Source organism: Methylocapsa sp. D3K7, assembly GCF_029855125.1.
Taxonomy (GTDB): Bacteria; Pseudomonadota; Alphaproteobacteria; order Rhizobiales; family Beijerinckiaceae; genus Methylocapsa.
Genome location: NZ_CP123229.1, coordinates 712,303 through 735,738, shown reverse-complemented (window position 1 = coordinate 735,738; position 23,436 = coordinate 712,303). Strand labels below are relative to the sequence as shown.

The 23,436-nt window shown below is 55.7% G+C and carries 25 protein-coding genes, 1 tRNA gene and 1 pseudogene; 11 read left to right on the top strand and 16 right to left on the bottom strand.

Annotation, left to right across the window (positions count from 1 at the left end):
- Nucleotides 1-24: 24 nt before the first annotated feature.
- The 5 genes from QEV83_RS03345 to QEV83_RS03325 form a co-directional block, all read right to left on the bottom strand.
- A complete protein-coding gene (locus QEV83_RS03345) occupies nucleotides 25-1,875 on the bottom strand; it encodes a hypothetical protein (RefSeq protein ID WP_280129852.1) in 1,851 nt (616 codons plus the stop codon).
- A 95-nt stretch (nucleotides 1,876-1,970) separates the two neighbouring features.
- On the bottom strand, nucleotides 1,971-2,663 hold the full coding sequence (locus tag QEV83_RS03340; RefSeq protein ID WP_280129851.1) for a hypothetical protein: 693 nt from the start codon (nucleotides 2,661-2,663) through the stop codon (nucleotides 1,971-1,973).
- A gap of 344 nt (nucleotides 2,664-3,007) precedes the next feature.
- Nucleotides 3,008-3,502 (bottom strand): protease inhibitor I42 family protein, encoded by a 495-nt coding sequence (locus tag QEV83_RS03335; protein ID WP_280129850.1) that lies wholly within the window; start codon nucleotides 3,500-3,502, stop codon nucleotides 3,008-3,010.
- Between the two features lie 194 nt (nucleotides 3,503-3,696).
- The gene (locus tag QEV83_RS03330; RefSeq protein WP_280129849.1) at nucleotides 3,697-4,578 is read right to left on the bottom strand and encodes a C1 family peptidase; all 882 of its coding nucleotides are present in this window, start codon (nucleotides 4,576-4,578) and stop codon (nucleotides 3,697-3,699) included.
- A 293-nt stretch (nucleotides 4,579-4,871) separates the two neighbouring features.
- A complete protein-coding gene (locus QEV83_RS03325; RefSeq protein WP_280129848.1) occupies nucleotides 4,872-5,885 on the bottom strand; it encodes a thermonuclease family protein in 1,014 nt (337 codons plus the stop codon).
- Nucleotides 5,886-6,552: 667 nt separating this feature from the next.
- Here QEV83_RS03325 and QEV83_RS03320 point away from each other — a divergent pair.
- On the top strand, nucleotides 6,553-6,984 hold the full coding sequence (locus tag QEV83_RS03320) for a hypothetical protein (RefSeq protein WP_280129847.1): 432 nt from the start codon (nucleotides 6,553-6,555) through the stop codon (nucleotides 6,982-6,984).
- A 583-nt stretch (nucleotides 6,985-7,567) separates the two neighbouring features.
- Nucleotides 7,568-7,786 (top strand): hypothetical protein, encoded by a 219-nt coding sequence (locus tag QEV83_RS03315; RefSeq protein WP_280129846.1) that lies wholly within the window; start codon nucleotides 7,568-7,570, stop codon nucleotides 7,784-7,786.
- A 21-nt stretch (nucleotides 7,787-7,807) separates the two neighbouring features.
- Here the strand turns inward: QEV83_RS03315 and QEV83_RS03310 are convergent.
- Nucleotides 7,808-7,881 (bottom strand) — tRNA-Leu (locus QEV83_RS03310).
- A gap of 191 nt (nucleotides 7,882-8,072) precedes the next feature.
- Here QEV83_RS03310 and QEV83_RS03305 point away from each other — a divergent pair.
- Nucleotides 8,073-8,516, top strand: coding sequence for a hypothetical protein (locus QEV83_RS03305; RefSeq protein WP_280129845.1), 444 nt, complete (start codon nucleotides 8,073-8,075; stop codon nucleotides 8,514-8,516).
- On the opposite strand, the gene QEV83_RS03300 is transcribed toward QEV83_RS03305, so the two are convergent.
- Nucleotides 8,517-9,365 (bottom strand): IS1 family transposase, encoded by an 849-nt coding sequence (locus tag QEV83_RS03300; protein WP_280129844.1) that lies wholly within the window; start codon nucleotides 9,363-9,365, stop codon nucleotides 8,517-8,519.
- A gap of 125 nt (nucleotides 9,366-9,490) precedes the next feature.
- On the opposite strand from QEV83_RS03300, the gene QEV83_RS03295 reads away from it, so the two are divergent.
- Together QEV83_RS03295 and QEV83_RS03290 are read left to right on the top strand one after the other, a co-directional pair.
- On the top strand, nucleotides 9,491-10,567 hold the full coding sequence (locus QEV83_RS03295) for a hypothetical protein (protein ID WP_280129843.1): 1,077 nt from the start codon (nucleotides 9,491-9,493) through the stop codon (nucleotides 10,565-10,567).
- 10 nt (nucleotides 10,568-10,577) lie between these two features.
- Nucleotides 10,578-10,892, top strand: coding sequence for a DCL family protein (locus tag QEV83_RS03290; RefSeq protein ID WP_280129842.1), 315 nt, complete (start codon nucleotides 10,578-10,580; stop codon nucleotides 10,890-10,892).
- On the opposite strand, the gene QEV83_RS03285 is transcribed toward QEV83_RS03290, so the two are convergent.
- Nucleotides 10,889-11,062: a hypothetical protein gene (locus QEV83_RS03285; RefSeq protein WP_280129841.1), complete on the bottom strand. Its 174-nt coding sequence runs from the start codon at nucleotides 11,060-11,062 to the stop codon at nucleotides 10,889-10,891. The two genes, QEV83_RS03290 and QEV83_RS03285, sit on opposite strands and share 4 nt — an antisense overlap.
- Before the next feature lie 649 nt (nucleotides 11,063-11,711).
- Here QEV83_RS03285 and QEV83_RS03280 point away from each other — a divergent pair.
- The 5 genes from QEV83_RS03280 (at nucleotide 11,712) to QEV83_RS03260 (ending at nucleotide 16,017) form a co-directional block, all read left to right on the top strand.
- The gene (locus QEV83_RS03280; protein ID WP_280129840.1) at nucleotides 11,712-11,960 is read left to right on the top strand and encodes a hypothetical protein; all 249 of its coding nucleotides are present in this window, start codon (nucleotides 11,712-11,714) and stop codon (nucleotides 11,958-11,960) included.
- 369 nt (nucleotides 11,961-12,329) lie between these two features.
- Nucleotides 12,330-12,482: a hypothetical protein gene (locus tag QEV83_RS03275; protein WP_280129839.1), complete on the top strand. Its 153-nt coding sequence runs from the start codon at nucleotides 12,330-12,332 to the stop codon at nucleotides 12,480-12,482.
- Nucleotides 12,483-13,108: 626 nt separating this feature from the next.
- The gene (locus QEV83_RS19410; RefSeq protein ID WP_348273252.1) at nucleotides 13,109-14,089 is read left to right on the top strand and encodes a DNA methyltransferase; all 981 of its coding nucleotides are present in this window, start codon (nucleotides 13,109-13,111) and stop codon (nucleotides 14,087-14,089) included.
- A gap of 275 nt (nucleotides 14,090-14,364) precedes the next feature.
- Nucleotides 14,365-14,814, top strand: a complete 450-nt coding sequence (locus QEV83_RS03265; protein ID WP_280129838.1) for a DUF5681 domain-containing protein — start codon at nucleotides 14,365-14,367, stop codon at nucleotides 14,812-14,814.
- A 51-nt stretch (nucleotides 14,815-14,865) separates the two neighbouring features.
- A complete protein-coding gene (locus tag QEV83_RS03260; RefSeq protein WP_280129837.1) occupies nucleotides 14,866-16,017 on the top strand; it encodes a terminase in 1,152 nt (383 codons plus the stop codon).
- Nucleotides 16,018-16,245: 228 nt separating this feature from the next.
- Here QEV83_RS03260 and QEV83_RS03255 read toward each other — a convergent pair whose 3' ends face one another.
- Both QEV83_RS03255 and QEV83_RS03250 read right to left on the bottom strand, forming a co-directional pair.
- On the bottom strand, nucleotides 16,246-16,638 hold the full coding sequence (locus tag QEV83_RS03255; RefSeq protein ID WP_280129836.1) for an integrase core domain-containing protein: 393 nt from the start codon (nucleotides 16,636-16,638) through the stop codon (nucleotides 16,246-16,248).
- A gap of 23 nt (nucleotides 16,639-16,661) precedes the next feature.
- Nucleotides 16,662-17,252 (bottom strand): hypothetical protein, encoded by a 591-nt coding sequence (locus QEV83_RS03250; protein WP_280129835.1) that lies wholly within the window; start codon nucleotides 17,250-17,252, stop codon nucleotides 16,662-16,664.
- 349 nt (nucleotides 17,253-17,601) lie between these two features.
- Between QEV83_RS03250 and QEV83_RS03245 the strand changes: the two genes are divergently transcribed.
- Nucleotides 17,602-18,393 (top strand): DUF2189 domain-containing protein, encoded by a 792-nt coding sequence (locus tag QEV83_RS03245; protein ID WP_280129834.1) that lies wholly within the window; start codon nucleotides 17,602-17,604, stop codon nucleotides 18,391-18,393.
- Nucleotides 18,394-18,506: 113 nt separating this feature from the next.
- Here the strand turns inward: QEV83_RS03245 and QEV83_RS03240 are convergent, their stop codons facing one another.
- The 6 genes and pseudogenes from QEV83_RS03240 to QEV83_RS03215 form a co-directional block, all read right to left on the bottom strand.
- A complete protein-coding gene (locus tag QEV83_RS03240; RefSeq protein WP_280130952.1) occupies nucleotides 18,507-18,782 on the bottom strand; it encodes a LysM peptidoglycan-binding domain-containing protein in 276 nt (91 codons plus the stop codon).
- Between the two features lie 183 nt (nucleotides 18,783-18,965).
- Nucleotides 18,966-19,292, bottom strand: a pseudogene (locus QEV83_RS03235) (cytochrome C oxidase subunit IV family protein); the annotation flags it as partial.
- Between the two features lie 9 nt (nucleotides 19,293-19,301).
- On the bottom strand, nucleotides 19,302-20,024 hold the full coding sequence (locus QEV83_RS03230; protein WP_280129833.1) for a heme-copper oxidase subunit III family protein: 723 nt from the start codon (nucleotides 20,022-20,024) through the stop codon (nucleotides 19,302-19,304).
- Between the two features lie 58 nt (nucleotides 20,025-20,082).
- The gene (locus tag QEV83_RS03225) at nucleotides 20,083-20,790 is read right to left on the bottom strand and encodes a cytochrome c oxidase subunit 3 (RefSeq protein ID WP_280129832.1); all 708 of its coding nucleotides are present in this window, start codon (nucleotides 20,788-20,790) and stop codon (nucleotides 20,083-20,085) included.
- 11 nt (nucleotides 20,791-20,801) lie between these two features.
- Complete coding sequence (locus tag QEV83_RS03220) at nucleotides 20,802-22,556, bottom strand: cbb3-type cytochrome c oxidase subunit I (protein ID WP_280129831.1); 1,755 nt, start codon at nucleotides 22,554-22,556, stop codon at nucleotides 20,802-20,804.
- A 43-nt stretch (nucleotides 22,557-22,599) separates the two neighbouring features.
- A complete protein-coding gene (locus QEV83_RS03215; RefSeq protein WP_280130951.1) occupies nucleotides 22,600-23,418 on the bottom strand; it encodes a cytochrome c oxidase subunit II in 819 nt (272 codons plus the stop codon).
- Nucleotides 23,419-23,436 lie beyond the last annotated feature (18 nt).

The window sequence follows — 23,436 nt, the reverse complement described above, 5'->3', positions numbered from 1 at the left end:
CCAAAATCGCGCCAGCGCAGCGCCTCACAATGTACATGAGCGGGTGTGTTTCATTTGCGTGAGTTCCGTAGGGACAATAACGCAGTCGTGGTGGCCGCCGGCGCTTGGCAGGATGCCAATCAAACTGTCGGTCGACGTCTCGATCACCGCAATGCCGCTCGAAAGGCGCTGGAAGCCGCTGAAGGGGACCACCACATATTTACCGTCATAGGTGATCGCTGGGGTTTGCAAATCGGGGCCGATGCCCTGGATTTCCTTCACAATCGTCCAGGTGCCCGTATCGACGACCATCACTCCGCTGGCGGCGGGGGATGGATGCAGCACGGACAGATAGAGTTTTGTCGAATCGAGAGAAAATACCATGTGAAACGGGTTGGGGTATTTGCCACGCCACAGCGGGTCCTCGACATGCGCGATCTTCTTCCAGTTGCGCGGATCGGGGTCCTCGCTCGAGAACACGGAACAATTGTTCTCCCTAAGATTGTTCATCATGCAAAGGAAGCGGCCATCCGGTGAGAAACCGATCTCATGGCCCGGCGAGTGGATCTTGTCGAAGGTCACCTCCCAATGATCCTCGGCCACCTTCACAACGTCATATTGATCCTGTGAGTGTGCGTTGAATTGCAGGAACGCGGCCGGTTCGAAATTGCGTTCCGCGTCGAGAATGGCGATGCCACCGCATAGGCGCACGACGGTTGCCGCCCAGCGCCCGCTTGGATGCCAGATGGTGCCATCGGCGCCGGTCAAGCCGAAAGGGTCATCGCCGGGCAGGGTGCCCTCCTCGACGAAAAGCTCGCCCATCGGTACCATTTCCCATTCGATCTTTTGGCCCTTGGTGCCGAGATAGTCGTATTTCCCGGTTGCTGGATCTGGATAAATCTTGGAGATTTTGAGAACGCCGCCATCTTGCCAGGCGCGTGCGAGATCGTGCGAGTTTGCCTTCCAATCGAATTTCAAGGCAGCCTTCACCCGCGAGGTCGTCCGGTCGAAGCAGGCGGCGATGTCCTTCTGTCCGTCGGTGACGAAATAGGACTGGGCGTCCTTCGGATTGATCGTGACATGCACGCCAAGTCCGAGCCCCGTCGTTTCCGAGACATTTTCCATGACCTGCATTTGCGCGCCGTCATAGCGGACACGGTAGATATTAAACCCGGGTCCTGGTTCGGTAATGTTGGTCGGAATGCCATAGATAAGACAGTTCTTGCCGCCCTGCGTGCTGTTGATGAACTCAAATCCATTGTAGGGGTCGGCGCTTGGAAATGCGCAGAGGTGATGCGCAATCGGGTTGTAGTCGCCGTAGTTCCAATACCAGACCGAGGCGAGCACCCGGTTGGTGTTGAGGTCGAGCGCATAGCAGCCGCCGCCGAGTTTAGTTGGCAGCAAAGCGATCCATTTGCCGAGGCTGCGGCCGCTCACATCGGCTTTGGAATCGATGAGTTCGCGGCTGATCGGGTGATGTTGCGCTTCCGCCACCACCGCATTGCCGGGGCTTTGCGCGCCGCTGGTTACAGCAGTGCCAAATGCACCAAGCGCGCCGCTCTGCACGGCATTGTAGCCGAGGGCTACGGTTTCCCCGGCGATCGCGGTGCCGGCCGCGACTTTCAGCCAGCTGCGCCGGGTGACCTTGCTTGGCGCGTGCTCCTGCGTCGAAGGTGCTTCGGCCCGGATGGCTAGGGCGTGGGCCCGCTTCTCGCGCAGATAGTCCTGGAATTCTTCGTGGTCGGTTTTGGCGACTTCTTCCCGGCGGGCGATGAAGGCATCTACGGAAGTCCGGATTCCCTCCAAAGGGACATTCTCCGCATCTGCTACAGGAGGAAGATCAAGATCGATTCTGTGAGTGTCATCTAACTTCGCAGGTTTCCCGAGCTCGTCCATAATCCCTCCCGTGGCGTCCGGCCGTTGGTTCTCCATACGGTCGTTGAAGAATCGTTGTTGTTTGGCGGCGGTCGCGCCAAGTCATGTCGCGCTGCTTATAATTCATCCTTTGCCGCCGCTCTCTGCTGGTCTGACAACCCGGTCTTCGCCAACAAAATTTCCTTGGCCTTGTTGATTTGAGCGGCGAGATAGTTTGTCCCGCCGTGATCTGGATGGACAAGTTGCAACAGGCGGCGATGGGCGCCGCCGATGTCAGCCGCCGTGGCGCCTGGCGCGAGGCCAAGAATTTCCAGCGCTTCCCCGGCGCTCATCGCCGCATGCCATCTTGATGCCGGTGGCGGTCCTTCTGGGACATCACGGTCGCCGATCCGGGAGGCGGTTCCGCGAAAACCCGTGTGCGCAAGATAGTCCTCCAGGATGATGGCGGCACGGTTCGCCAGTTCGGGGCCAGGCGGCGGCGGACCGAAATCCCCGCGCATCGCATCGAGCGGATCGGTCTTCGTCCACATCGCGCGAAAGTTTCCGCGCGGGAGTAAGGCTCGCCAGTTGAGTGTCGTCGGCACGATCAGAATACCGGCGCCGAGCATCATAGCGAATGTCCATTGCTTGTTGACGAGCAGCAGCATGAGGGACGGAACGGTGATGATGGCGAGGCAGAACAGGAGCCAGCGGCCTGTGCGTATGATGGCGCGTGGATCGGCGTGGAGCAGCCAATCGGCGAGTTTGATCGCGGACACCATGAGTGAGATGCCAAGCGCGGTTGAACTGAGGATCAGCCCGAAATTCATAGGAGGGGACCTTTGCGGGCGGCATATCCGCGGACGCCGGAGGTAAGCCGGATACCATGGCGCACGCGCGGTGTGCTCGTTGCCCTCGCCCTTTCGAGCAGATCGCTCCATCTGACCGGAAAGCGCTCTTGTGTTCGCAATTTTGGAAAGCAATCAACAGTTAGGGGAAAAGGCTCCAAACATATACCGATTCGGCGTATCCCTGACGTGGTCCAAATCTACCAACAGAGGTTGAAGGGCGCAACCGTCGAAATCAGGCTGCCCACGCGAGCGTGTATGAATCTGCCTAACTTGCCGGCGTGGGCGCAAACCCGCGCAGCCGTTTATTTCATCAAAAGTCAAAGCTAGGGCGGCAAAATTCTCAATGTGACCCCAAAGTATCGTTGAATGGACTGCTCGCCCTCCCAAGGCCGCCATAGTTTCAGCTTAATCTCTGTCGTACCCGGCGCCTTGGGATGCAGCGTCCACGTTGCCTCGCCGCCACCACCGATCGCATTGGACTGCCTGATGTATTGACCTTCTTGAGCTTCAACGAGATCCGCATTGAGGGGTTCGATCGCCCAGCGATATCCCGTTGTTGCATTCTCGGGCAGCTGGAGCATGGTCGTCTCGCCCACATGCACTTCAACAGTTGTCCCGTTGTCGGCCTCGGTTACCGTATGAGCCACGTTCTGTTCCTCTGCTTTAGCAGCTCCGGAAGCGGGGCATTCGCAAATCAGGAAAATCCCGACAATCATACAGTATGACGCTTTGATACTTGATCGCCAAAATTTGCCTATCAGGCAATAAACCTCAGCCCCAAACAGTAATTCCATAGCTCTCATTGAAAAGTCCGGCATGGTTGTATTCCTCGCCCCCACAGACAAAGGCCTCATCTTGCTAGAGGCACCACGCCACACGCGAGACAACAAAACGCTTGTCCTGCGTGTGGCCCTTCTGCTTGGAGCGTGGCCCCCTCGAACAGTGTGGGGCTGAAAAAGTCTCGTTCAGTCCATTCGCTGCGTCCAAGAATATGCCGGCATTGCGGTAAACCTCAGGAAAAGACGCCTGTATCAACCCACTTGGCGGAGATCATACTCCACCAATCGGTCGCCAGTGCCTCTAGGACATACCGGTAGGACAACCAACCGTAGCCGGCGAGGCTCCATCCCGTGCCCCACGAATTTCGCACCAGGAGCGCACCGACATCGTTGCCGATTTTTAGGGTATCGTCGTAGCCAACCGCGACATTGGCGTGCCCGCCCCGGGGATGCTCACCGGGACCCGGAAAGCCAATCAAACCTCCGGGAGCCGGATTGTCATATTCGGGATAGACAGGAAATCCGAACATGCTGGGGAAACCAGCGGCGAGAAAGGTCTTTATGTTGATGAGGGTCTGTGCTGGCGTGGCTCCTGGCGGGCTAAGCCGGAAGTATTTCACCGCCTGGTAGTTTGCGCCCAGCGCATAGCAGAAGGCCGACGGCTCGTCATCGAAGTTTGCGATGTTGTATGGCCAATAGCGCTCGGGCGGAGCGCCGGTGAGGACCAACGCTTCCATCGCGGTGCGAAGAAACGCCCCGGTATCGCCGGTCCAGCCCAGCAGGTTGCGCTCGGTCTTATAGAGAAAGAGGCGCGAGGCATCGACCCATTTGCCGCTGGAGTGGCGCTCGAAGTATTCTAGCAGCCCCACCGCCGCTTGGGCTGTACAGGAGCCAAGCGCGCCCTGATCTTCGATTGGTGAAAATGACGCGCGCAGATCGATCTTGGGCGGCAACGCGGCCGGCGCGGCGGTCTTATGGGCTCCCTTGGCGGAGGCGGCCAGCCGGGGCGCGATTTTGGTGCGCGCCAGTAGCTTGGTAACCTCGGGATGGTCCTCTGTGTAATCAAGATGACTCGGAATATCTGGGAGCCACCCTAGGCCTTTAAGCTCTGTCATATTGTCCTCCCGTATGAATAGGATTTGTCCGGCAATAAATAACTATCGCAGTGCTTTTGGCTGCATCGCCCCAATCATCGGGCATTCCCCAGATAACCGGCAATGTGCCAAATGTGTCTCACGGACCTCATACCCTGGCATCAGACATTCATTCTATATTCGCCTGGTTGGGTTGAGATTGCCGCGCTGCCGTGATGCTCCGGCATGGCAAAGGCGGCGACACCGGCGTGTCGGGCGCCGGACAATGCCAAGTTGGTTACGATTGGCCAGAAGCGCGCGAGACGCCGAACATTCTACCAGTGCACCGGCTTACCATCGGCCCCCACGACCCTCGAGGGCAGTTCGGCAAAAACGAGATCCTTTGCGGCAATCGTGAACTTGCCGCCTTCGCTGACGAATTCGTCGAGATGCCGTTTCTTTGCTTTGGTCCGGCCCGCCGCCAAGAAATCATGAGTCTCGAAACATGGGTCGGGCTCTGTCTGCAGATAATTTTTGAAATTGCCCGAAACCATTTTCGCGGCCAATGCGCCGCTGAACGTTGATCTCCGCCGGAAAAGTTTTGGGAGAATGACCTGTCCGGCATCGGCTGCTGCATCGGGTATGCCGTGGTCTCTAAACACGAGGGAACTGTCGAACTCCGTAAGATCCGCGCTCACAAAACGCCAAATCCCCGCATGCGACTTGTGAGCCTTTTCGCTGAGCGCGGTCAAACGCTCGATCTCTTCCCTTGACATTGACGAGTAGAAGGTCGGAAACGCCCAGCCATGCTCGCAAAGCCAGAGATTGGCGTTGAACTCCTTCCCGCTCTCCGTGATGATCACGTCGCCGATGAGGCGGCCAAAGGTGTCGAAGACATCCTTGGGATGGTCAACCGCCGTGCGGATCACGCAGTGGAGCGGACTGTTTCCAGCTTTGCCGAGATGATTCTTCAGTTCCGCCGTCGCCGTTTCGCCGAATTTTTGGCGAAAGTTTTTGTTCACCTTATTGAAGGCGGAGCGCTGTTCCGGCGTCGGTCTGATTTTGTTGATCACCGGGGCGATGGGCCGGTAATGAAGCTCCGGCGCATCGATCCCCTGCAACCGGATGGTCACATGTCCCGCTTTGATCGCGGGCGTACTTGTCTTGCCTTTGACAACGGCTCCTTCGAAGGCGTGTGTGACACGTGATTCCGAATCAGAATCTGATCGGAATGTGAAGGCGTCCGGCCCGGATAGCAGCACCTTCACGGTGTCGGCGTCGGATTCACCAATAGGCCAAAATTGATTGAGATCAATCGTTCCCGAGACTTCCAACAGCCCTTTAAACATGGTTCCCCCGTGTTCAGCGCCGTTGCGCCTTTATCTCGTCACGACGCATTTCATCCACGGTATTTGTTATGCGCCCCGGGAGGTAAGCGGCCTCCGCCATAGGTGAGGGACGTGACCCATCTGTCAATGGAATTGGCACGATATCGGGTTCGGCAACGGTAATTATGCGGCAGACATATATCGCGGGTCTTCTACCGCTGCATCCGCTGATCGTACGAGGTAAAGCGCAACGCGAGCAAGTACGGGGTAAACCTCCCCCGCCGCGCACTCCAACCCATGCCAGGCCTTAGGACCGGCAGGCCGGGGTCGAAAGTACAGACTGCGGCGCTGGAAAGAAATTTTTGCAGGAACCTTTTACGGATCCGGGCGTTCTGCGCAACCGCAGCATGGCTGGTGGGTTACGATTGAACCAACGAGCAAAAGGTACCCATAATGATTACAGCCACTTCCAATCCTGGGTTCAAGTTAATATTGAACCCGAACTTTGACGAAGCGACGTCTAAGGATCGCAATAGGGATGCGATCGGCAAGAGCGATCTTTGGATAAATGGTAAGTTCCCCTCCTCCGTGAGGAGCAGGACGAGGCTCACGGAACGGCAGGGTGTGGGGGAGTTCCTCTATACTAGCTGGTCAGATCCAGTGTGGGAAACACGGCACCGGCCGGACAATGGGCGAGCCTAGCCGTCTGTTTGCAGGTCCCGCCAAAGCCGCGCAGCGGAGTTACAAGCAGCATCTCTCTCAGCGAAGACTCATCTGCGAGCGCCGTGTCCTGGGCGGCGATCGTCGCGGGTGCCGTGGCCGCGGCGGCGGTCACAATCATCCTGCTCGTGATCGCACGGGCATCGGGCTTTCGACGGTCTTGTCCTGGTATGGGACAGGGGCATCGGCCGCAACCGTCGGCATCGCGGCGCTGGTGTGGCTGGTTGGCACAGACTGGATTGTCAAAATGAAAACGCGATCGGCCGGCCTTGATAAAGACCGGCTTAAGGTCATCACGGCAGCGATCGATCTCGCGAACGCAGGGATTAAGCAGGAGGTTCTAACAGAGAAGGACGGGTCAATATACCTGAAATTACATGAACCTACGGAAAGGATTTAAATCCATCTTTTTCATAATTAATGAAGGCCATACATAACGACCACACTTAGCAAAAGCGATCATTCGGTGTAATCGTCAAAGAGACGACACCGAGAGTCGAAATCACCTCTTGAGCCCTGATTTTTCAAGGTTCGAGAGGCGATTGCCCTATCATCTGATCAGTGGGCCTGCTACGCCCCTGCCTTACGAGGCTTTGCGGCAGTTCGAGCTTTGCTCGTTTTTACCGGACTACTTGCCCTCACGGCAGGCTTCTTGCGTGCTTAAACTGAACGCGTTCGCGTTGCGGAAGCTTCCAATCCTCTGCTCGCGGCGGCATCCAATGCGGCTTCGGCACCCTCTTCGAACCCACGGCGTAAAACGCCAAGGATGGCTGCCAGTTCCTCTTCCAAACGACGAATACTCAGAGCGTTTCAAAAGCCGCTTGGCCCCTCCCTCAAAATATAGCAGCTGATTGCCCATGTCCCTCGCACACTCCACCCGTGATGTGCGCGTTTCATCACGCGCTAGGCCTGCTTCGACCTCTTTGAGGAAGGCCCCGCCTCTCGAATTGAAATTGGCCACGAACCGCACGGCTCATCTCCCAGTGAAGCGCCGCGCAACGTCCACGAATTCGGATCTGCAAATCTCTTTTCCGCGAGCCGGGCGTATCGAGATTTACAGTGCTATGCTGTTTTCCGATCCGCACGGCGCCCTGGCTCGTGAGTTTTTCGAACGCGCTTTCCTTGCAGAGGAAGTCGATCAGGTGGAGATCGACGCGAGCAGACGGAAAGCGGAAATCTCGGTAGTGGGTCAGTTTGAATAAGGCAGTCACCTACAAACCGCGCCCGCGCGGGCGCGGTTTGAACCTCCACCGACCGGACCTAAACCGGCAGCTCTGCCAATTAAGCTACGCGCTGGACCCCAAAATGGGGTTCCCGTCATCATCGCGCAAGGATGCTAAGTCTTGACAGGCATGGAACCTGCATGTGGCCAATGGGATTGGTGTTGCCCCATGTCCGATTCGAGAGTTGGCTGCAGGGAGCATAATTTGATAAGAGTCAATGTGTAAATTGCATATGCGACAATATTTACACAGGAAGGTTATTGGCATGACGACGCAAGATTCTGTGCCCCCGGTCCTCCCGCCTCCTTCTCATTCTTGGCTATTAGACAAAGTTAACACTGTCTTGCTCGGGGCGGTTTTTGCCTTGATTGGGGCCGTTTATATGGGGATAGATTCCCGCCTTAAATCGTTGGAAACCTCTTATCAATCCGCTGATCGCTCGGCTGGAAGGGTTGAGGATTGGCTAGCAAAATCTCCCAAGCTTGAGGAGCAAGTAACTGAGATTCGCGCAAAAGTGGGGAGCCTCCCTGAGCTGCAAAAAACAGTCGCGACAACGCACGATGATATAATTAGGCTCCAAGATAGCATGAAGCTATTTGAACCATTGCCGGCGCTGATACAGGCAATACAAAGTGACGAACAGAGAATTCGCATACAGCTAGATAACGTCCAGAAGCAGGTGCATTCTATTCCTGGCGTTCCTAAATAATCAGCTTTCTTTGTTTATCTCCCACGCTTCAAGAACATCTACAATATCGCCAATCTCCCAAAGTCTCTTGGTTACGCCTGCCGCCATCGCGGGCGTCATCTTGAGCGTCTGATGGATGCGAACGAAGTTGTAATACATGAAGTGCAACGCCATCGCGTGAGAGTGGTTTTCCATCTTTTTTGAAAATGCATTCGTCAATCTCGTCATTCTCCTTGAGTGCATTCGAACGTTGAGATTGTTCCGTTCCGCATAGGATGTGCTGACGTGTTTTAAATCAGGATTGCCTTGGACTGGTGTCTTGATCGCGCCCGTACATGCGGCGGGAGAATAGCGGCGCTGACCTTCCGGCGCGGGACCGTACAGCTTCACAAGCATCGCGTAATCGACTTGTCCGCCGAACGCCGTGTCGATCGCGTCCAGGTAAGCTTTGTGCCCATCTGTTGTGATCTGGACGCGGTTGGCGAGGCGTGACGCTAGATCGTCAATGAATTCCATTGCTGCTCCGCCATCGCGTCCACCAACATGCCAGCACGGAACAAGCTTCATATCCGCATCCGTAGCGAGCCATAGCCAAGCGTCGCCCGCACCCTCGATAGGTGACTTCATATTTGGGACGTTCTTTTGCTTCGCGCCGACAAATCCCCAGATTTCATCAATTTGAAGCCGCTTGCACGAAAGGTTGCGAAACACACGGTCCTGATACCAGGCGGTGGCGGCACCGGCATCTACAACCAGCTTAGTGACGGTTGTCTTGCTAACACTCGTCAGCCGAGTGATAGCGCGGATTGAATTTCCCTCGCAAAGTAGATGGAGGATTTGGGCGCGTTGAGTTTTGGTCAGCTTGTTCATGTTGCCGACTATATGCGTAGCTAAGCATTTTGCCAAGCATTATTTTCTTGCTTGGCAAAAAAAACTGTGCAATCCTTAGCAAATTCAGTCGGCACTTAATAATTGCGCGACAAGAGGATTGCTAGATGAACGATGAAAAAAGCCATGAGGCACGCGGGGCAAAGGGAGGGAAGGCCCGCGCCAAAAACCTTTCCTCGGAACAAAAAAGCGAAATTGCTAAGAGAGGGGCGGCTGCACGCTGGAACCCGATCGGCCAAACATTTAATAATAACAAGGTGATGGTGCGTGCCCCAGGAGCGGTTCCGATCACCCCCGGCCAAGGCAATTTTGATCTTCACATTGAAAAACAGATTGAGATCGATGGCGTTGGAATGGGAGTTCTGTCAGACGGAACGCCGTTCCTGACGGGTCGTGGACTAGCGCGACTTTGCGGGATATCTAATCCGCGCATCGTGGAAATGGGGCAGGATTGGAGCAAATCTCCTGCGCCACCGCTTGTCTCTGGGATCAAGAAAATACTTAGTGAACGAGGCCTTTCGTTTGACATCCCATATATTGAGGTCAGACAAAGGACCGGCCTATTTTACGCCTACCCAGATGTCGTATGCTTAGCTGTCCTGGAGTATTACGCATTTGAGGCTCCAAATAGGAGCGAACAGGCACAAAAGAATTACCGCCTTCTGGCCGGTAAAGCCCTGCATGATTTTATATATACGCAGGTTGGATATGATCCAAATAACTTCGTTCCCCTCCCATGGCAGCAATTCCATGATCGCGTTTCTTTGACCTACAATTCTGTTCCTAAGGGATATTTCAGCGTATTCAAAGAAATAGCTGATATGATTGTAACTCTTGGACAGGCTGGTTTATATATTGATAGTACTTTTGTGCCTGATGGCAGCGTAGGTAGCATATGGTCTAAGCATTGGAAAAATAATAATCTTGAAGACAAATTTGGGGGGAGACAAGAATGGGGACACAACTACCCTGATTATTTTCCACAGGCTAAATCGAATCCTCAGCCGGCATGGTGCTATCCAGAAGCTGCTCTGCCAGAGTTCAGAAGATGGATGCGCGAGAGTTATATTGGAGGAGGAAAATTTACATCCTACATAAATACGAAAATAAAACAGAAAGAGCTTCCTGCATCCTTTGCTCAATTGGTAATTACGGCATATAACCTAGACGAAATTGAAACATAAGAGTAAGAGAATGGTAAAGACAAGAAAAATTGCACTTGAAACGGTGTCCTTTGAAAAAGCTGGCGATGCGACAGATTTTTTCCGCCGGATGTTAAACAGTTATTCGATCGGCGATCCTGTATCTGAGGCGGACACTCGTCATTTAAAATCGCTCCTTGTAAGGCACGATGAGCAAGACGAAAAAATTGGTGTTGGAATACATCATTTCGAGGTCAACGCCGCCCCTGATGCATTTGGCGGGAAATGCTTCTGGATTGTCAGGACGGATGGAAGCAAAATCGATTTCTCTTACCCCCACTGCCTCAAACATAAGCCTTACGATTAAGACTTATCAATTTGCGAGGGAGCAACAGGTTTTTTTCGCTTCATATCTTTCGGAGGAGCCTTAGCAAGCTCATCCGTCTTCTCTGAATCTTCGATTTCGCCGGTCGCGATACCGACCATGCGCTTTGCCCATTGGTTAAGGTCGCGCGGGCGTTTGGGTGTCTTGGTCATGATTGGTTCTTTGGATGTTTCTTGAGCCAAGCTTCAGACTCGTTCTCGATCCAAGACTTGGCCTCAGACTCCGAGTTGAACTCGACTTGCTGCTCTTGGCCATCCGGCCATTCAACCCAAACATTGTGCTTACTTCCCCCAGCTTTGGAGGGGAGAATTTTCATGCGAGGTTTTTTTGGCGCATTTGGCATATTATGAATATGGCATGTGCGGGCCTGACCTTCCAGCCTCGTCAAAACCGTCACATTCAAACTGGCCCACTACCGGATTTCCGCCGCGGCTCACATTCGGCATATGCAAAAGGCGTTGATTAAGATGAATGTGCAAAATCCATTACGCCGTCGCCGACATCAGGGGCCAAACTCGCATTCTGCCTTACCTCACATTGGGCTTGCCGTGCTCAATTAACAGACACGCCTTTGTCTCAATGCCGCAAAGCCCGAGAAGTTTCTGACCTATATAGCTGGCGCTTTCCAAAGCAGTTCAGCAAGCCGAAGCCATAATCATTACGAATCGAGGAACTCGCGGCGGCGTCCCGCTCACCAATGGCCCGCTCAACCATATGCTCCGCAACCGGATCTATCTCGGCGAGATCAATCATCGAGAGTGAAGTTATCCGGGCGAGCACGCACCGATCATCGATCGCGACATGTTCGAGAGAGTTCAGACCAAACTGAACGAAAACCGCACCGCACGCGGGATGCGACGCACGCGCTCTGAAGCCCTGCTGCTTGGCCGTATCTATGACGACCGCGGCAACCGCATGAGCCCGAGCTATGCGATCAAAAAGGGCGCCCGCTACCGCTACTACATTTCCTGCGTTGTGCAGCAAGGCCGCAAGGAAGACGGGGCTCGGCGCCGCGCGTTTCCGCGCATGTTGTCGAAGGCATCGTCATGAATACGCTGGCGGCGCTGCTTCCGTCGGACCAAGACCCCGACCAAGCCTCGGAGTGTGAGTGCGTCGAACGGCTGGTCGAGCGCATCACCGTCAGCCGTCAGGCGATCGAGATTCTGTTGCTCAAACCGAATGTTTCTACGACGAATCCGATTGTCGTGCCATGGTCACCGCACGCGTTCCGCCGCAAGCGCGATGTGATCCAGCCGACCGACAGCACGGGAACGCGACATATACGGGCCGAATCGCGGATCAGGCTGCTGAATGGCATCGCCAAAGCCCGGCATTGGCTCGGCGAAATCCTCGCCGGGTCCGTTCCCGATATCGAGACGATCTCACAGCGCGAAAACATGAGCGAGCGAGCGGCACGGGATGACCTTATCGCTCACCTTCATCGCGCCCGACATTATCGAGGCGGTGGCCAACGGGACTTTGCCACGCGGCTTCGGCCTTTCGCGCCTCACAGATCTGCCCCTCAGTTGGGCAAAACAGCGCCAAAAGCTCGGACTTCCCGCGCGATCCTGATCACCTCACCCAAACATTCTGCCGCCAAATCAGGCCATCCGAGACTCTCATCGTGGCCACATAGCCAAGCAATGTTCGGACTCTCATCGATGGTCGAAAGGGTCATTGCATTTGCAGGCCAGCGACGCAGAGTCCGTTGGATGCGAACCCGTCTCCTATAGTCTCAAACCCGTCTCCGCATGACGAAAGGCATCGCAGCACGGAAAAGAAATTTTGAGAGCGGAGACCCAAGGTATAATTTGCCGTGTGTGGGTCAAAAAAGCCTTTTGGAGACCGGAGGACATTCAAAGTTGCAGTTGTAACCTTCGGTACACCCGCGATTTTTCGAAAATCAGCCAAACTATACGGAGTCTATACAGTGCATGGTGGCGGACGCAGTCTTGGCAAACCGGTCTCCGCAAACAGTTTCCCTGGTGCAGGGAAAGAAACAGGGAAAAATTATAGAGACCTGAATCTATCCATTGATTTCCTTCCGGTCGACCGTATCAAGCCAAATCCTGGAAATCCGCGGAATCATGATGCGGTCCAAATAGGCCAAATCGCGTCCAGCATCGAGGCATTCGGCCTTGTGGTGCCTCTTTTGATCACGCCGGACGAAGCCTTGATCGCCGGCCACGCGGTTCTCGATGCCGCCAAGCAGCTTGGACCAAGAGGTACCCGTCGTTCGCGTGCCGCATTCCGAGCCGGAAAGGCGCGCCTTGGCGCTTACATTAAACCGCTTGGCGGAGAAGGCCGAGTGGGACCCCAAGCTGCTCAAAGCGGAATTTGAAGCGCTTTTTGAATTCGACGCAAATTTCGATCTTTCCTTTGATCCGGAGATAACGGGATTTACCTGGGCTGAAATCGACCAGGCCATTGAGACAAACGCGGACCCTGATGGCGATGCCCTTGACGACGTTTCAGGCCTCGAAGGGGGACCTGCGGTTTCTCAAGTTGGCGATCTCTTCCTGGCGGGTGAGCATCGCATCCTGCACGGCGACGCACGTCTGCCGACGGATTTTGCCGCGATAATGCAAGGCGAGAAGGCGCATTTCGTCTGCGCGGACGGGCCGTATAATGTGAAAATCGCGGGCCATGCGTCCGGCCTCGGCCGTCACAAGCACAGGGAGTTTCCCTGCGCCTCGGGTGAAATGAACGAGGAGGAATTTATTGCTTTCCTTTCAACTGTCTTTGGGAACTGTTGCGAAGTAAGTGTCGCGCCTTCGCTCCATATCCATTTCGGGGATTGGCGGGGCATGTATCCGATGCAAGTCGCAGGTCGAAAGATCTATAACGAGTTAACCAATGTGCTGGTTTGGGTAAAGCCGAATGGCGGTATGGGCTCGCACTGGCGCAGCCGACATGAGCTTCTTTATTCGTGGAAACATGGTTCAGGGTCGCCTTTTAACTCTGTGCAGCTGGGTAAATTCGGTCGCAATCGAACCAACGTGCTCGAATATCCCGGCGGAAGCTCATTCCATTCAGGGCGCGAAGAGGAGCTTGGCTTTCATCCGACACCCAAACCGATCGCCCTCATCGCGGATCTCATTCGAGATTGCACGACACGCGGGCAAGATTGTGCTCGATCCATTTTCCGGCAGCGGCAGCACCCTGCTCGCCGCAGCTAAAACCGGCCGGCGTGCCTATGTGATGGAGCTCGATGGTCCTTACGTCGATCTCGCTGTCCGGCGATGGCAGAAATGGTCAGGCGAGAACGCGCGTCATGCCCAGACTGGAATGAGTTTCGACGAACTCTGCAGCAAGCGGTCGGCAGAGGGGAGCCGCGCAGAGGTTGCGGCGGAACAATCAAAGAGCACGCCAGTGGCACGTATCCGTACCAGGCGTCGGGACGCATAGCCGCATTGCTTTGATCTAATGTGAAATTGGTGGGGTGGATTATGCCATGACCGATGATTCCGACGATCCAACCAAGGAAGTGATAGGGAAGGGCAGGCCGCCCACAGCGCACAGGTTCAAGCCTGGTACCTCCGGCAATCCAAAAGGACGGCCAAATGGCTATCGCAACTTTAAGAAATTGTTTGAAAACGTTCTGAACAGGGAGGTTGAGCTCAAGTGGAACGGCGGAGTAGACACTGTCACCTTAGCCGAGGCTGTCTGCATGATGTTGGCGAAGGCGGCCATGAGCGGATATTCTCGCGCCATTGAGAGCTTCCTTGTTCGGGCCGAAAAATACTCGGAGGCGGACAAGGCCGTTGAGCCCGTGGCCGAGCTTCCCGAAGACGACGAAGCAATCCTCGCTCGTGCTTTCACCCGAAGCGTCTCGCCTCATCGGCAAGACGCCGAGGATGCCGCGCAAGCGGCAGGGGCCGATGACGGCGACAGCGACGAATGAGCGACCGGCACCGGCTCCTCCGCGCTGTTCTTCGGCAGTCCCTCCGCCTTCGTGCAGAAAGTCTTCGCAACCCTCGAACCCGAAAAGATCTACCGGCACAATTGGCACATTGATCACATTTGCTGGCAGCTGTCGCGTGTGGCGCGCGGCGAGATCAAGCGTCTTATCATCAATGTCCCGCCTCGGTCGATGAAGTCGATCACGGTGACCGTGGGCTTCACCGCCTGGATGTTGGGACGCGATCCGACAAAGCGCATCATCGCTGTGTCCTATGCCGACGAACTGGCGCGCAAGCTTGCCATCGATACCGGCAGCGTCATGGAGAGCCAATGGTATCGGCAGTTGTTTCCGGCCTTGCAACCAAGATCAAAGGTGCAGCGTCGCCACGAATTCGTGACCAGTGCGCATGGGTATCGGTTTGCCTCGGGCGTTGGCGGCGCCGTCCTGGGTCGCGGCGGCGATCTCATCGTGATCGATGATCCCATCAAGGCGCTCGATGCTTTGTCCGAAGCAGAACGGCGCCGCGTCTGGGAATTCTACATCGGCACGCTCTGTACCCGTCTCGATGACAAGCAGAATGGCGCCATCGTGATTGTCATGCAGCGTCTGCATGCGGATGATTTGGTCGGGCGCATCCTGGACCTCGAAGGCGAGATCTGGGAAGTTGTTTCGATCCCGGCCATCGCGGATGAAGACAAAGCCTTTCAACTCAGCGATGATCCAGAGGATGTCTATTTCCGCCGCGCCGGAGAAGTGCTGCACGATGCGCGCGAGCCGATGAGCGTACTCGAGGCCATCCGCCGGGCGCAGGGCAGTCTGAATTTTTCGGCCCAATATCAGCAAGCGCCGGTGCCGCCGGGTGGCAATGTGATCAAGCGCGACTGGCTCCGCTATTATACGACGCCGCCGGGGCGGTTCGACCGAGTGGTGATCTCCTGGGATACCGCTTCGACCCTGTCCGAGACCAGCGACTGGTCGGTCGGCACGGTGTGGGGTGCGGCTGGCCTCGATTTTTATCTCATCGGATATTCACGGCGTCAAAGACAGGCGAAAGGCTGCGTTTTCGAATCACTGCGCAGTGTGCGCGACGAAATTGCGCTTCGCATCAGAGGCGTCGCTTTCGGCGCCGGTCCGCGATCGCGAGGCTGCTTTCTAGCACAGCGCAGCGGGAGGACGGCGCCGCGATTTTGCCAGAGGCCATGAAGCCCGCTGCTCTGGCAAAGTTTTCGCAGACGCTGATTGCGCAAGATCTTATGCATGAGGTGAGAACAACGTCGAAAATTCCGATCTGGCGGCGCGATGCGGCCGGACGGCCCTACGTAATTACCGACGCAGGAAAAGCCGCGGTCGCAAACTGGAACGACGGCGCGATGAAAACCGTCGAAAAAGCAACGGCAAATCGTGCCAGGAGACGGGTGTCCATGTCGGAAATCAAATCCTAACATAGTGATGGTGTAATCCGCCGAGAATTGGAGTCGGAAGAATACGCCCGATGGCGTGAACGGCTCGTGGGACCGGCGCATCCTTATCTAAAGATAGATGTGTTCTCGCGCCGTTGTAATAGGCCATATAAGAATGGAGGAGGTGACGCAGATGCTGCTCACCGAATACGACGATATGGTCGAGACATTCCCGCCGGATTGAGCCAATCAGCCGTTCCGTATGTCCATGCTGCCATGGCGATTGCGGCGCCGTGGGCCGGTCTCGAATGCCCATGGCGCGAAGCCGCCGGGTAAAAACTTCGCCATAGACAGAGTCGCGATCGCGGACGATGTTCTTCGGCGTCCATTCCCAGCCACAGGCTTCGATGAGTTGCTGGGCCATCCAATCAGCGGTCGGATGTATTGTTACGCCCAGCCATAAGATTTGGCGTCGGCTGTGATTGAGAAGCAGCAAGCCATAGAGCAGCCGAAATGAGAGTGTCGGAACGACAAACAGATCAATCGATGCGATCCCATCGGCGTGGTTGCGGAGGAAGGTCTTCCAGGCTTGGGATGGAGGTCTCCTGTGCCCTGCCATCTATTTGGCGACCGAGGTTTGGCCAACGGCGATTCCAAGTTTGAGAAGATCGCCATGGATCCGAGGCGCGCCCAGAGGGGATTGGTCAAGCTCATGTCGCGGATCAGTTGGCGAATTACGAGCGAGACCTTTGGCCCGCCGCCGCGAGATCTCGACTTCCATCGCCAGAGCAAACGAAAACCAGCACGATACCACCGAATGATGGTCGCTGGTTCCACGATCGCCAGGGCGTTCGTGATGCGTGGCGCAATCCGATAGAGGTTGGCGAAAATCAAACGATCAAAATTATTGAAGGCAAGCCGCTTCGGCGATTTTCTTCGCAGCACATTGAGCTGGTGCCGCAGCGCCACGATTTCCACCTCAAGCGAGGCTCGTGATCGGAACAGCCCGATGACCACCCACCAGATCAGTTTGAGCATATCCCCATGAGCCAGAGCATCGCCCGATTCGCAGTTTTGCGCCAGTAGGATTGAATTTACGGTAGGGACACGACGTGTGCGTACATCTCATACGCGGCACCGAAGCGCACTCCGACGGCAATGATCGCGATCTGCCTGACGTTATCCGGGAGGGAGGCGCTGGCGGCCCGCGTTTTATCAAACTTTGGCCAGCGTCTCTTGGCGTGCCCTCCACCTCAGAGGCGACAACCCCGACGCGAGAGTGTATAGTATATAAAAATGCAGCTCGCGGTTCCGTATGAACAGCCGCTTTTTGTAAAGCTTCGCAGTGACCTCATGACCGCTTGTTGCCGGGTTCGGAGGAACGCCAATGCCGAAGTTTCATGTGATTGTCGGTCCGGAGTCGGCCCCGGTATATCCCGGCGTGCGTAAGATCGGACCAGCCGACCTCAAAGAAGTTTTGGCCAAAGGTGTCGATGACTTCTTTGCGATGCCGTCGTCCCTTGTGTTTTTAGGGATGATTTACCCCATCGTCGGCGTATTCCTCGCTGGCTACGCTCTGCCGCTGCTTTTCCCACTCATGGCGGGTTTCGCTCTCGTCGGACCCTTCGCTGGAATTGGCTTGTATGAGATAAGCCGTTGCCGGGAGCTTGGCCTCGAGACCTCATGGGCGCACGCTTTCGGCGTGGTGCGCTCGCACTCGATTTTCTCGATCCTGTCGCTCGGCCTGTTGTTGCTAGTGATTTTTGCCGGCTGGGAATTTGCGGCCCAGTCTCTTTACGTGGCGCTTTTTGGAACCACGCCGCCGGACTCCATTACACAATTTATCACGAATATCTTCGACACACCGCAGGGCTGGAAGCTGATCGCCTATGGCACAGCAATCGGTTTCGTCTTTGCCGTGGTGGCGCTGAGTATCAGCGTCGTCTCATTTCCCCTGCTTCTCGACCGCGATGTCGAGGTTCCGGTGGCGGTTCTGACTTCCATCAAAGCAGTATGGGTGAACCCTTTCACCATGGCGCTGTGGGGATTGATCGTTGCCACGATGCTGGCAATCGGCTTCTTGCTGCTGTTCGTTGGGCTCGCGGTCGTGGTTCCGATCCTAGCCCATTCCAGTTGGCATCTTTACAGGAAGGTCGTGGAACCGGTCAGCCCCGTGTGATGCCAAGCTGTAGAGAGAAAAGTCGACTTTAGAACGCATCCGGAGAACGCTGCTCAAGGCTTTGGCGGAGAGGGCCCTACCTCGAGACGCTCTCCCCGCCAAATCCCGCCATCTTAGCCCGAGAGTGGCGGGATCTGCAGCACTTGTCCGGGAAAGATCTTGCCCGGTTTGGACAGCAAAAGCTTCTTGTTGGCTTCAAAGATCAGATGGTATTTGTCGCCATGGCCGTGGCCATATACAGCTTCGGCGATCTTCCACAGCGTATCGCCGGGCTTGAGTGTATAAAACTTCAGCTCAGGGGCTTTGGCTGCGGCCGCGATATCGCTTTGGCCCGGGGCAACGCCAGCCCGACGGCTGCTCGCCGCCGCGGTATGCTTGGCCTTGCCCATCACGGCGGCGGCGCTGTCAGGGAGGGTAAGTTTGTTCTCTTTGGATTCGACTTCGGTTTTTGCGATATCAAGCGTGTGTTTCTTTGACTCTATCTTTATTTGAGCAGGCGGAGCGACGGCAGCTCCAATCTCAGACCCTGACGTTTTGGGCTCGAGAGTAGCGGACTGAGCGCTAGCAATCCCAGTCCCGAAAAAGGCGACCCGAGTGAAGTGCGTATAATCCGACTCGAACGCCATGATTGCCACAAACAGCAGCACCGCCCCCGGCGGGACCAGAATGGCATACATCAAGGCCAGCCGCTCCCAGGCCATGTGCATGAAGATAGCGACAATCAAACCGGCCTTCACAACCATAAACAGTAGGATCAGAGACCATCTGAGATATCCCTGGAGCCCAAAATAATCGACGAGATAAGAACAAGTGCTCAGGACAAACAGCCAGCCCCAGACCACCAGATAAAGCTTGATAGGGTGTTGTTGTCCCTCTTCGTGCTTCGTTTCCTGTGCCATGTTTCTTCCCTACCAAAGATAGAAAAGTGCAAATATAAACACCCACACAAGATCGACGAAATGCCAGTAGAGACCCATGGTTTCGACGATCTCGTAACGTCCCTTCCTGCTGGTGAAAAAACCTCGCCTTCCGCTATCGAAATCCCCCCGCCAAACCTTTCGCGCAATGATGAGCAGGAAAATCACGCCAATCGTCACGTGGGTGCCGTGGAAGCCCGTGATCAAAAAAAAGCACGAGCCAAACTGGGCCGCGCCCCACGGGTTGCCCCAAGGCCGCACCCCTTCCATAATCAGCTTGGTCCACTCGAAGGCCTGCATCCCGACGAAGGAGGCGCCAAACGCTGCGGTCGCCAGCATCAAGGCCGCGGCTTTAACGCGATCGCGGCGGTAGCCGAAGTTGACGGCCATGGCCATCGTCCCGCTGCTGCTGATCAAGATGAAGGTCATGATGGCAATCAGGATCAGGGGGATTTTTCTACCCGCAATCGTCAAAGCGAAGACTTCGCTGGGATTTGGCCAAGGCACGGTCGTCGACATCCGCACCGTCATATACGAAAGCAGAAAACAGCTAAAAATAAAGGTGTCGCTCAGGAGAAAGATCCAGATCATGGCCTTTCCCCAGGTGGCACTCTTGAACGCTCGCTGGTCCGAGGACCAGTCGGCAGCGAAGCCCTGCCAGCCTCCCTGGTGTGCGCGGGCTTCTAACGTGTTCGGAAGTGCAGACTCCGTCATTTTTTTCCCCGAAGTCTTCAGTGCAACTTTTTCTGGCAAGGCGGACACAAGCTCACCCTCACAAAATGCGACAAATCAAAGAAACGAGACCGCCGTCCGATTCGATCGGATCGGTCATCAACAGCAGGCCGAAAAAAACGACCCAGACCAGAAGCAGAAAATGCCAGTAAAGCGTGCATAGCTCGATGCTCAAGCGCAGCTCGCCCATCGCAATACGGCGCCACGCCTTATCCATGGTTCTACCCAAGGCCACGAGGCCACCCAATACATGCAGCCCGTGCACGCCGGTGATAAGATAAAAGAAGGCGGCGGCAGGGTTCCCCGTCAAATAGTAGCCCGCGGCGTCGAGTTGTCGCCATGCCACAAGCTGCCCAACCAAGAAAGCGAGGGCGAAACCGGCCCCCGCGAGCAGGTCAGTTCTTATGGCGTCCTTTTTTCCCCAATACGCGGCAGTCTGCGCCCATTGCAGCGCACCACTGCTCAAGATCAGCGCGCCGGTGTTGAGCCATAACAGCTTCGGCACGGGCGCGGGCCTCCACTCTCCCATTTCCGTTCGCATGGAGTAGGCACTCATCAAGAGCGCGAAAAGGGAACCAACGACAGCGAGAAACACCCCCAATCCAATCTTCGAGGTGGGGACAGACGGCACTCCTGTGTCGCCGATGGGGCCTGTCTCCAACCAGGGCTTTGCGCTTATCCTTTGCTGCGACAACCACCATGCGACGATGAGCGCTAAGACAGACAAGAATAAGAACATGATATTCATGGCGGGGCTACCTAAGCCGGTTGATTGGATGGGGGCTGGTTTTGGGGCAGAAAGTCCTGCTTGGCGCCTGGCACGCTGTAATCATATGCCCAGCGGTAGACTATGGGTAACTCCTTGCCCCAGTTGCCATGCCCGGGCGGCGTTTGCGGCGTCTGCCACTCCAGCGTAGTGGCTCTCCAAGGATTACCACCGGCAGGTTTGCCTTTAAACAGGCTCCAAATCAGATTGAAAAAGAACACCGCCTGGGCGGCACCGACGATCAGCGCCGCGGCGGTGATAAAGACGTTCAACGTTGCGGCCGATGGCGGAACAAAGGCCGTCTCGCCCAGCTCGTAGTACCGTCGTGGCACGCCGACAAACCCAAGGTAGTGCATGGGGAAATAAATCAGATAGGCCCCGAGGAACGTGATCCAGAAGTGAACTTGGCCCAGCGTCTCGTTCCACATGCGGCCAGTGATCTTGGGGTACCAATGGTAAATCCCCCCGAACACGACGAGAATGGGCGCTATCCCCATCACCATATGAAAGTGGGCAACGACAAACATAGTGGCTGAAAGTGGAACATCCACCACCACATTGCCAAGGAACAAGCCCGTGATACCCCCATTAACAAACGTAACAATGAATCCGAGGGCGAATAACATCGGGACCGTGAGGTGGATGTCAGCACGCCACAGGGTCAGCACCCAGTTGTAGACCTTGATAGCAGTTGGGACGGCAATGATAAGAGTCGATGTGGCGAAGAAAAATCCGAAAGGCGGGTTCATGCCGCTGATGTACATGTGATGCCCCCATACAATGAAGCTGAGGACAGCGATTGCAACGATCGCCCACACCATCATGCGATAGCCAAAGATGTTCTTTCTCGCGTGGGTGCTGATCAGGTCGGAGACAATGCCGAAGGCAGGCAGCGCGACGATGTAGACCTCAGGATGACCGAAGAACCAGAATAAGTGCTGGAACAAGATCGGACTCCCTCCGCCATATTTCAGATGCTCCCCCGCCTGGACGATGGCCGGCATGAAGAAACTGGTCCCCAAAACCCTGTCCAACAGCATCATGACGGAGGCGACGAACAAGGCGGGGAAGGCCAGCAGCGCGAGGATTGTCGCTGTGAAAATGCCCCATACCGTCAGGGGCAAGCGCATCATCGTCATTCCCCGTGTGCGTCCTTGAAGCACCGTCACCACATAGTTCAAGCCGCCCATGGTGAAGCCGATGATGAACAAGATCAGGGAAGCCAGCATCAGAATGATGCCCCAGTCCTGGCCGGGGGTACCCGCGAGGATGGCCTGGGGCGGATATAGGGTCCAGCCGGCGCCCGTAGGTCCGCCTGGTGCGAAGAAGCTTGCCACCAGGACCAGCACCGCGAGAAAATAGACCCAGAAGCTCAGCATGTTCACATAGGGGAAAACCATGTCCCGCGCGCCCACCATCAGCGGGATGAGATAATTGCCGAAGCCTCCCAAGAACAACGCGGTGAGCAGGTAGATCACCATGATCATGCCGTGCATGGTGATAAATTGGTAATAGTTGCTTGGTGTGATGATGGAAAAGCTGCCCGGGAATGCCAGCTGCAGCCGGATCAACCACGACAGCACCAGAGCCACCAGTCCAATGCCGATGGCCGTGATCGAGTACTGAATGGCGATGACTTTGGCATCCTGGCAAAAGACGTACTTCGTTACCCAGCTCTTCGCATGGTAAAGTTCTACGTCCTCGACTTCGGCAGGCGGGACGGCTTCGGCTACGCCAATGTCGACCATCAAATGTTCTCCTCGTTCGTTCCTCCGGCTCTTCAACGGCAAATTAATGCGTCAGATTTACTTTTTTGGCGTGCGCCGATAACTGCGCGAAGGTCTTCTGTTTTTGCAGCCACGCCTGATAATCGCTTTCCTTCTCAACCACGACACTGCCCCGCATTTCCGGGTGACCAACGCCGCAGAATGCCGAGCAGAGAACCTCGAAAGTCCCGGTCCTGATCGGTGTGAACCAGAAGTAAGTGACAAGACCTGGCATCAAATCCATCTTGGCGCGGAACTCTGGCACATAAAAATCATGCACGACGTCTATGGAGCGGAGCAGGACCTTGATTGGTTTGCCAAGCGGCAGGTGCAGGTCATCGGCGACAATGACGATATTATCCTGCCCGTTGGGATCGTTCGGGTTCAAACCCAAGGGATTGTCGGAACTGACGTATTGCGGATCAGTCGTACCGAGGCGGCCGTCCTTTCCCGGCAGGCGGAAACTCCACTGCCATTGCTGACCAACGACCTCGATCTCTGCCGCCCCGTCCGGAACGGTGACGAATTGGTACCATACAAACAACCCCGGTCCCAGCAGAGCCGCGACAGCCACCGTCGTCCCTATGGCGAGCGACCACTCGAGCTTGTTGTTCTCCGGCTGATACGCAGCCCGTCTCCCCTCCTGATGCCGGAAGCGGAACACACAATAAGCCATAAACAAAATGATGGCGATGTAACCAAGCCCCGTAATCCAAAACGTGAGGGTAATCGTTCCATCGATGTAACCCCAGTTTGAGGCGATCGGCGTCAACCACCACGGGCTCAGCAAGTGAAACAAAACGGAGCCGAGCACGATCAAAACCAGGACGAGCGCTAGGGCTATAGCCATCCCTTATTCATC

What these genes read in the sequence shown, in the direction of transcription:
- QEV83_RS03345 (WP_280129852.1), bottom strand. Translation starts at nt 1,875, where the DNA reads ATGGACGAGCTCGGGAAACCTGCGAAGTTAGATGACACTCACAGAATC.
- QEV83_RS03340 (WP_280129851.1), bottom strand. Translation starts at nt 2,663, where the DNA reads ATGAATTTCGGGCTGATCCTCAGTTCAACCGCGCTTGGCATCTCACTC.
- QEV83_RS03335 (WP_280129850.1), bottom strand. Translation starts at nt 3,502, where the DNA reads ATGCCGGACTTTTCAATGAGAGCTATGGAATTACTGTTTGGGGCTGAG.
- QEV83_RS03330 (WP_280129849.1), bottom strand. Translation starts at nt 4,578, where the DNA reads ATGACAGAGCTTAAAGGCCTAGGGTGGCTCCCAGATATTCCGAGTCAT.
- QEV83_RS03325 (WP_280129848.1), bottom strand. Translation starts at nt 5,885, where the DNA reads ATGTTTAAAGGGCTGTTGGAAGTCTCGGGAACGATTGATCTCAATCAA.
- QEV83_RS03320 (WP_280129847.1), top strand. Translation starts at nt 6,553, where the DNA reads ATGGGCGAGCCTAGCCGTCTGTTTGCAGGTCCCGCCAAAGCCGCGCAG.
- QEV83_RS03305 (WP_280129845.1), top strand. Translation starts at nt 8,073, where the DNA reads ATGACGACGCAAGATTCTGTGCCCCCGGTCCTCCCGCCTCCTTCTCAT.
- QEV83_RS03300 (WP_280129844.1), bottom strand. Translation starts at nt 9,365, where the DNA reads ATGAACAAGCTGACCAAAACTCAACGCGCCCAAATCCTCCATCTACTT.
- QEV83_RS03295 (WP_280129843.1), top strand. Translation starts at nt 9,491, where the DNA reads ATGAACGATGAAAAAAGCCATGAGGCACGCGGGGCAAAGGGAGGGAAG.
- QEV83_RS03290 (WP_280129842.1), top strand. Translation starts at nt 10,578, where the DNA reads ATGGTAAAGACAAGAAAAATTGCACTTGAAACGGTGTCCTTTGAAAAA.
- QEV83_RS03285 (WP_280129841.1), bottom strand. Translation starts at nt 11,062, where the DNA reads ATGACCAAGACACCCAAACGCCCGCGCGACCTTAACCAATGGGCAAAG.
- QEV83_RS03280 (WP_280129840.1), top strand. Translation starts at nt 11,712, where the DNA reads ATGTTCGAGAGAGTTCAGACCAAACTGAACGAAAACCGCACCGCACGC.
- QEV83_RS03275 (WP_280129839.1), top strand. Translation starts at nt 12,330, where the DNA reads ATGACCTTATCGCTCACCTTCATCGCGCCCGACATTATCGAGGCGGTG.
- QEV83_RS19410 (WP_348273252.1), top strand. Translation starts at nt 13,109, where the DNA reads ATGCCGCCAAGCAGCTTGGACCAAGAGGTACCCGTCGTTCGCGTGCCG.
- QEV83_RS03265 (WP_280129838.1), top strand. Translation starts at nt 14,365, where the DNA reads ATGACCGATGATTCCGACGATCCAACCAAGGAAGTGATAGGGAAGGGC.
- QEV83_RS03255 (WP_280129836.1), bottom strand. Translation starts at nt 16,638, where the DNA reads ATGGCCCAGCAACTCATCGAAGCCTGTGGCTGGGAATGGACGCCGAAG.
- QEV83_RS03250 (WP_280129835.1), bottom strand. Translation starts at nt 17,252, where the DNA reads ATGCTCAAACTGATCTGGTGGGTGGTCATCGGGCTGTTCCGATCACGA.
- QEV83_RS03245 (WP_280129834.1), top strand. Translation starts at nt 17,602, where the DNA reads ATGCCGAAGTTTCATGTGATTGTCGGTCCGGAGTCGGCCCCGGTATAT.
- QEV83_RS03240 (WP_280130952.1), bottom strand. Translation starts at nt 18,782, where the DNA reads ATGGGCAAGGCCAAGCATACCGCGGCGGCGAGCAGCCGTCGGGCTGGC.
- QEV83_RS03230 (WP_280129833.1), bottom strand. Translation starts at nt 20,024, where the DNA reads ATGACGGAGTCTGCACTTCCGAACACGTTAGAAGCCCGCGCACACCAG.
- QEV83_RS03225 (WP_280129832.1), bottom strand. Translation starts at nt 20,790, where the DNA reads ATGAATATCATGTTCTTATTCTTGTCTGTCTTAGCGCTCATCGTCGCA.
- QEV83_RS03220 (WP_280129831.1), bottom strand. Translation starts at nt 22,556, where the DNA reads ATGGTCGACATTGGCGTAGCCGAAGCCGTCCCGCCTGCCGAAGTCGAG.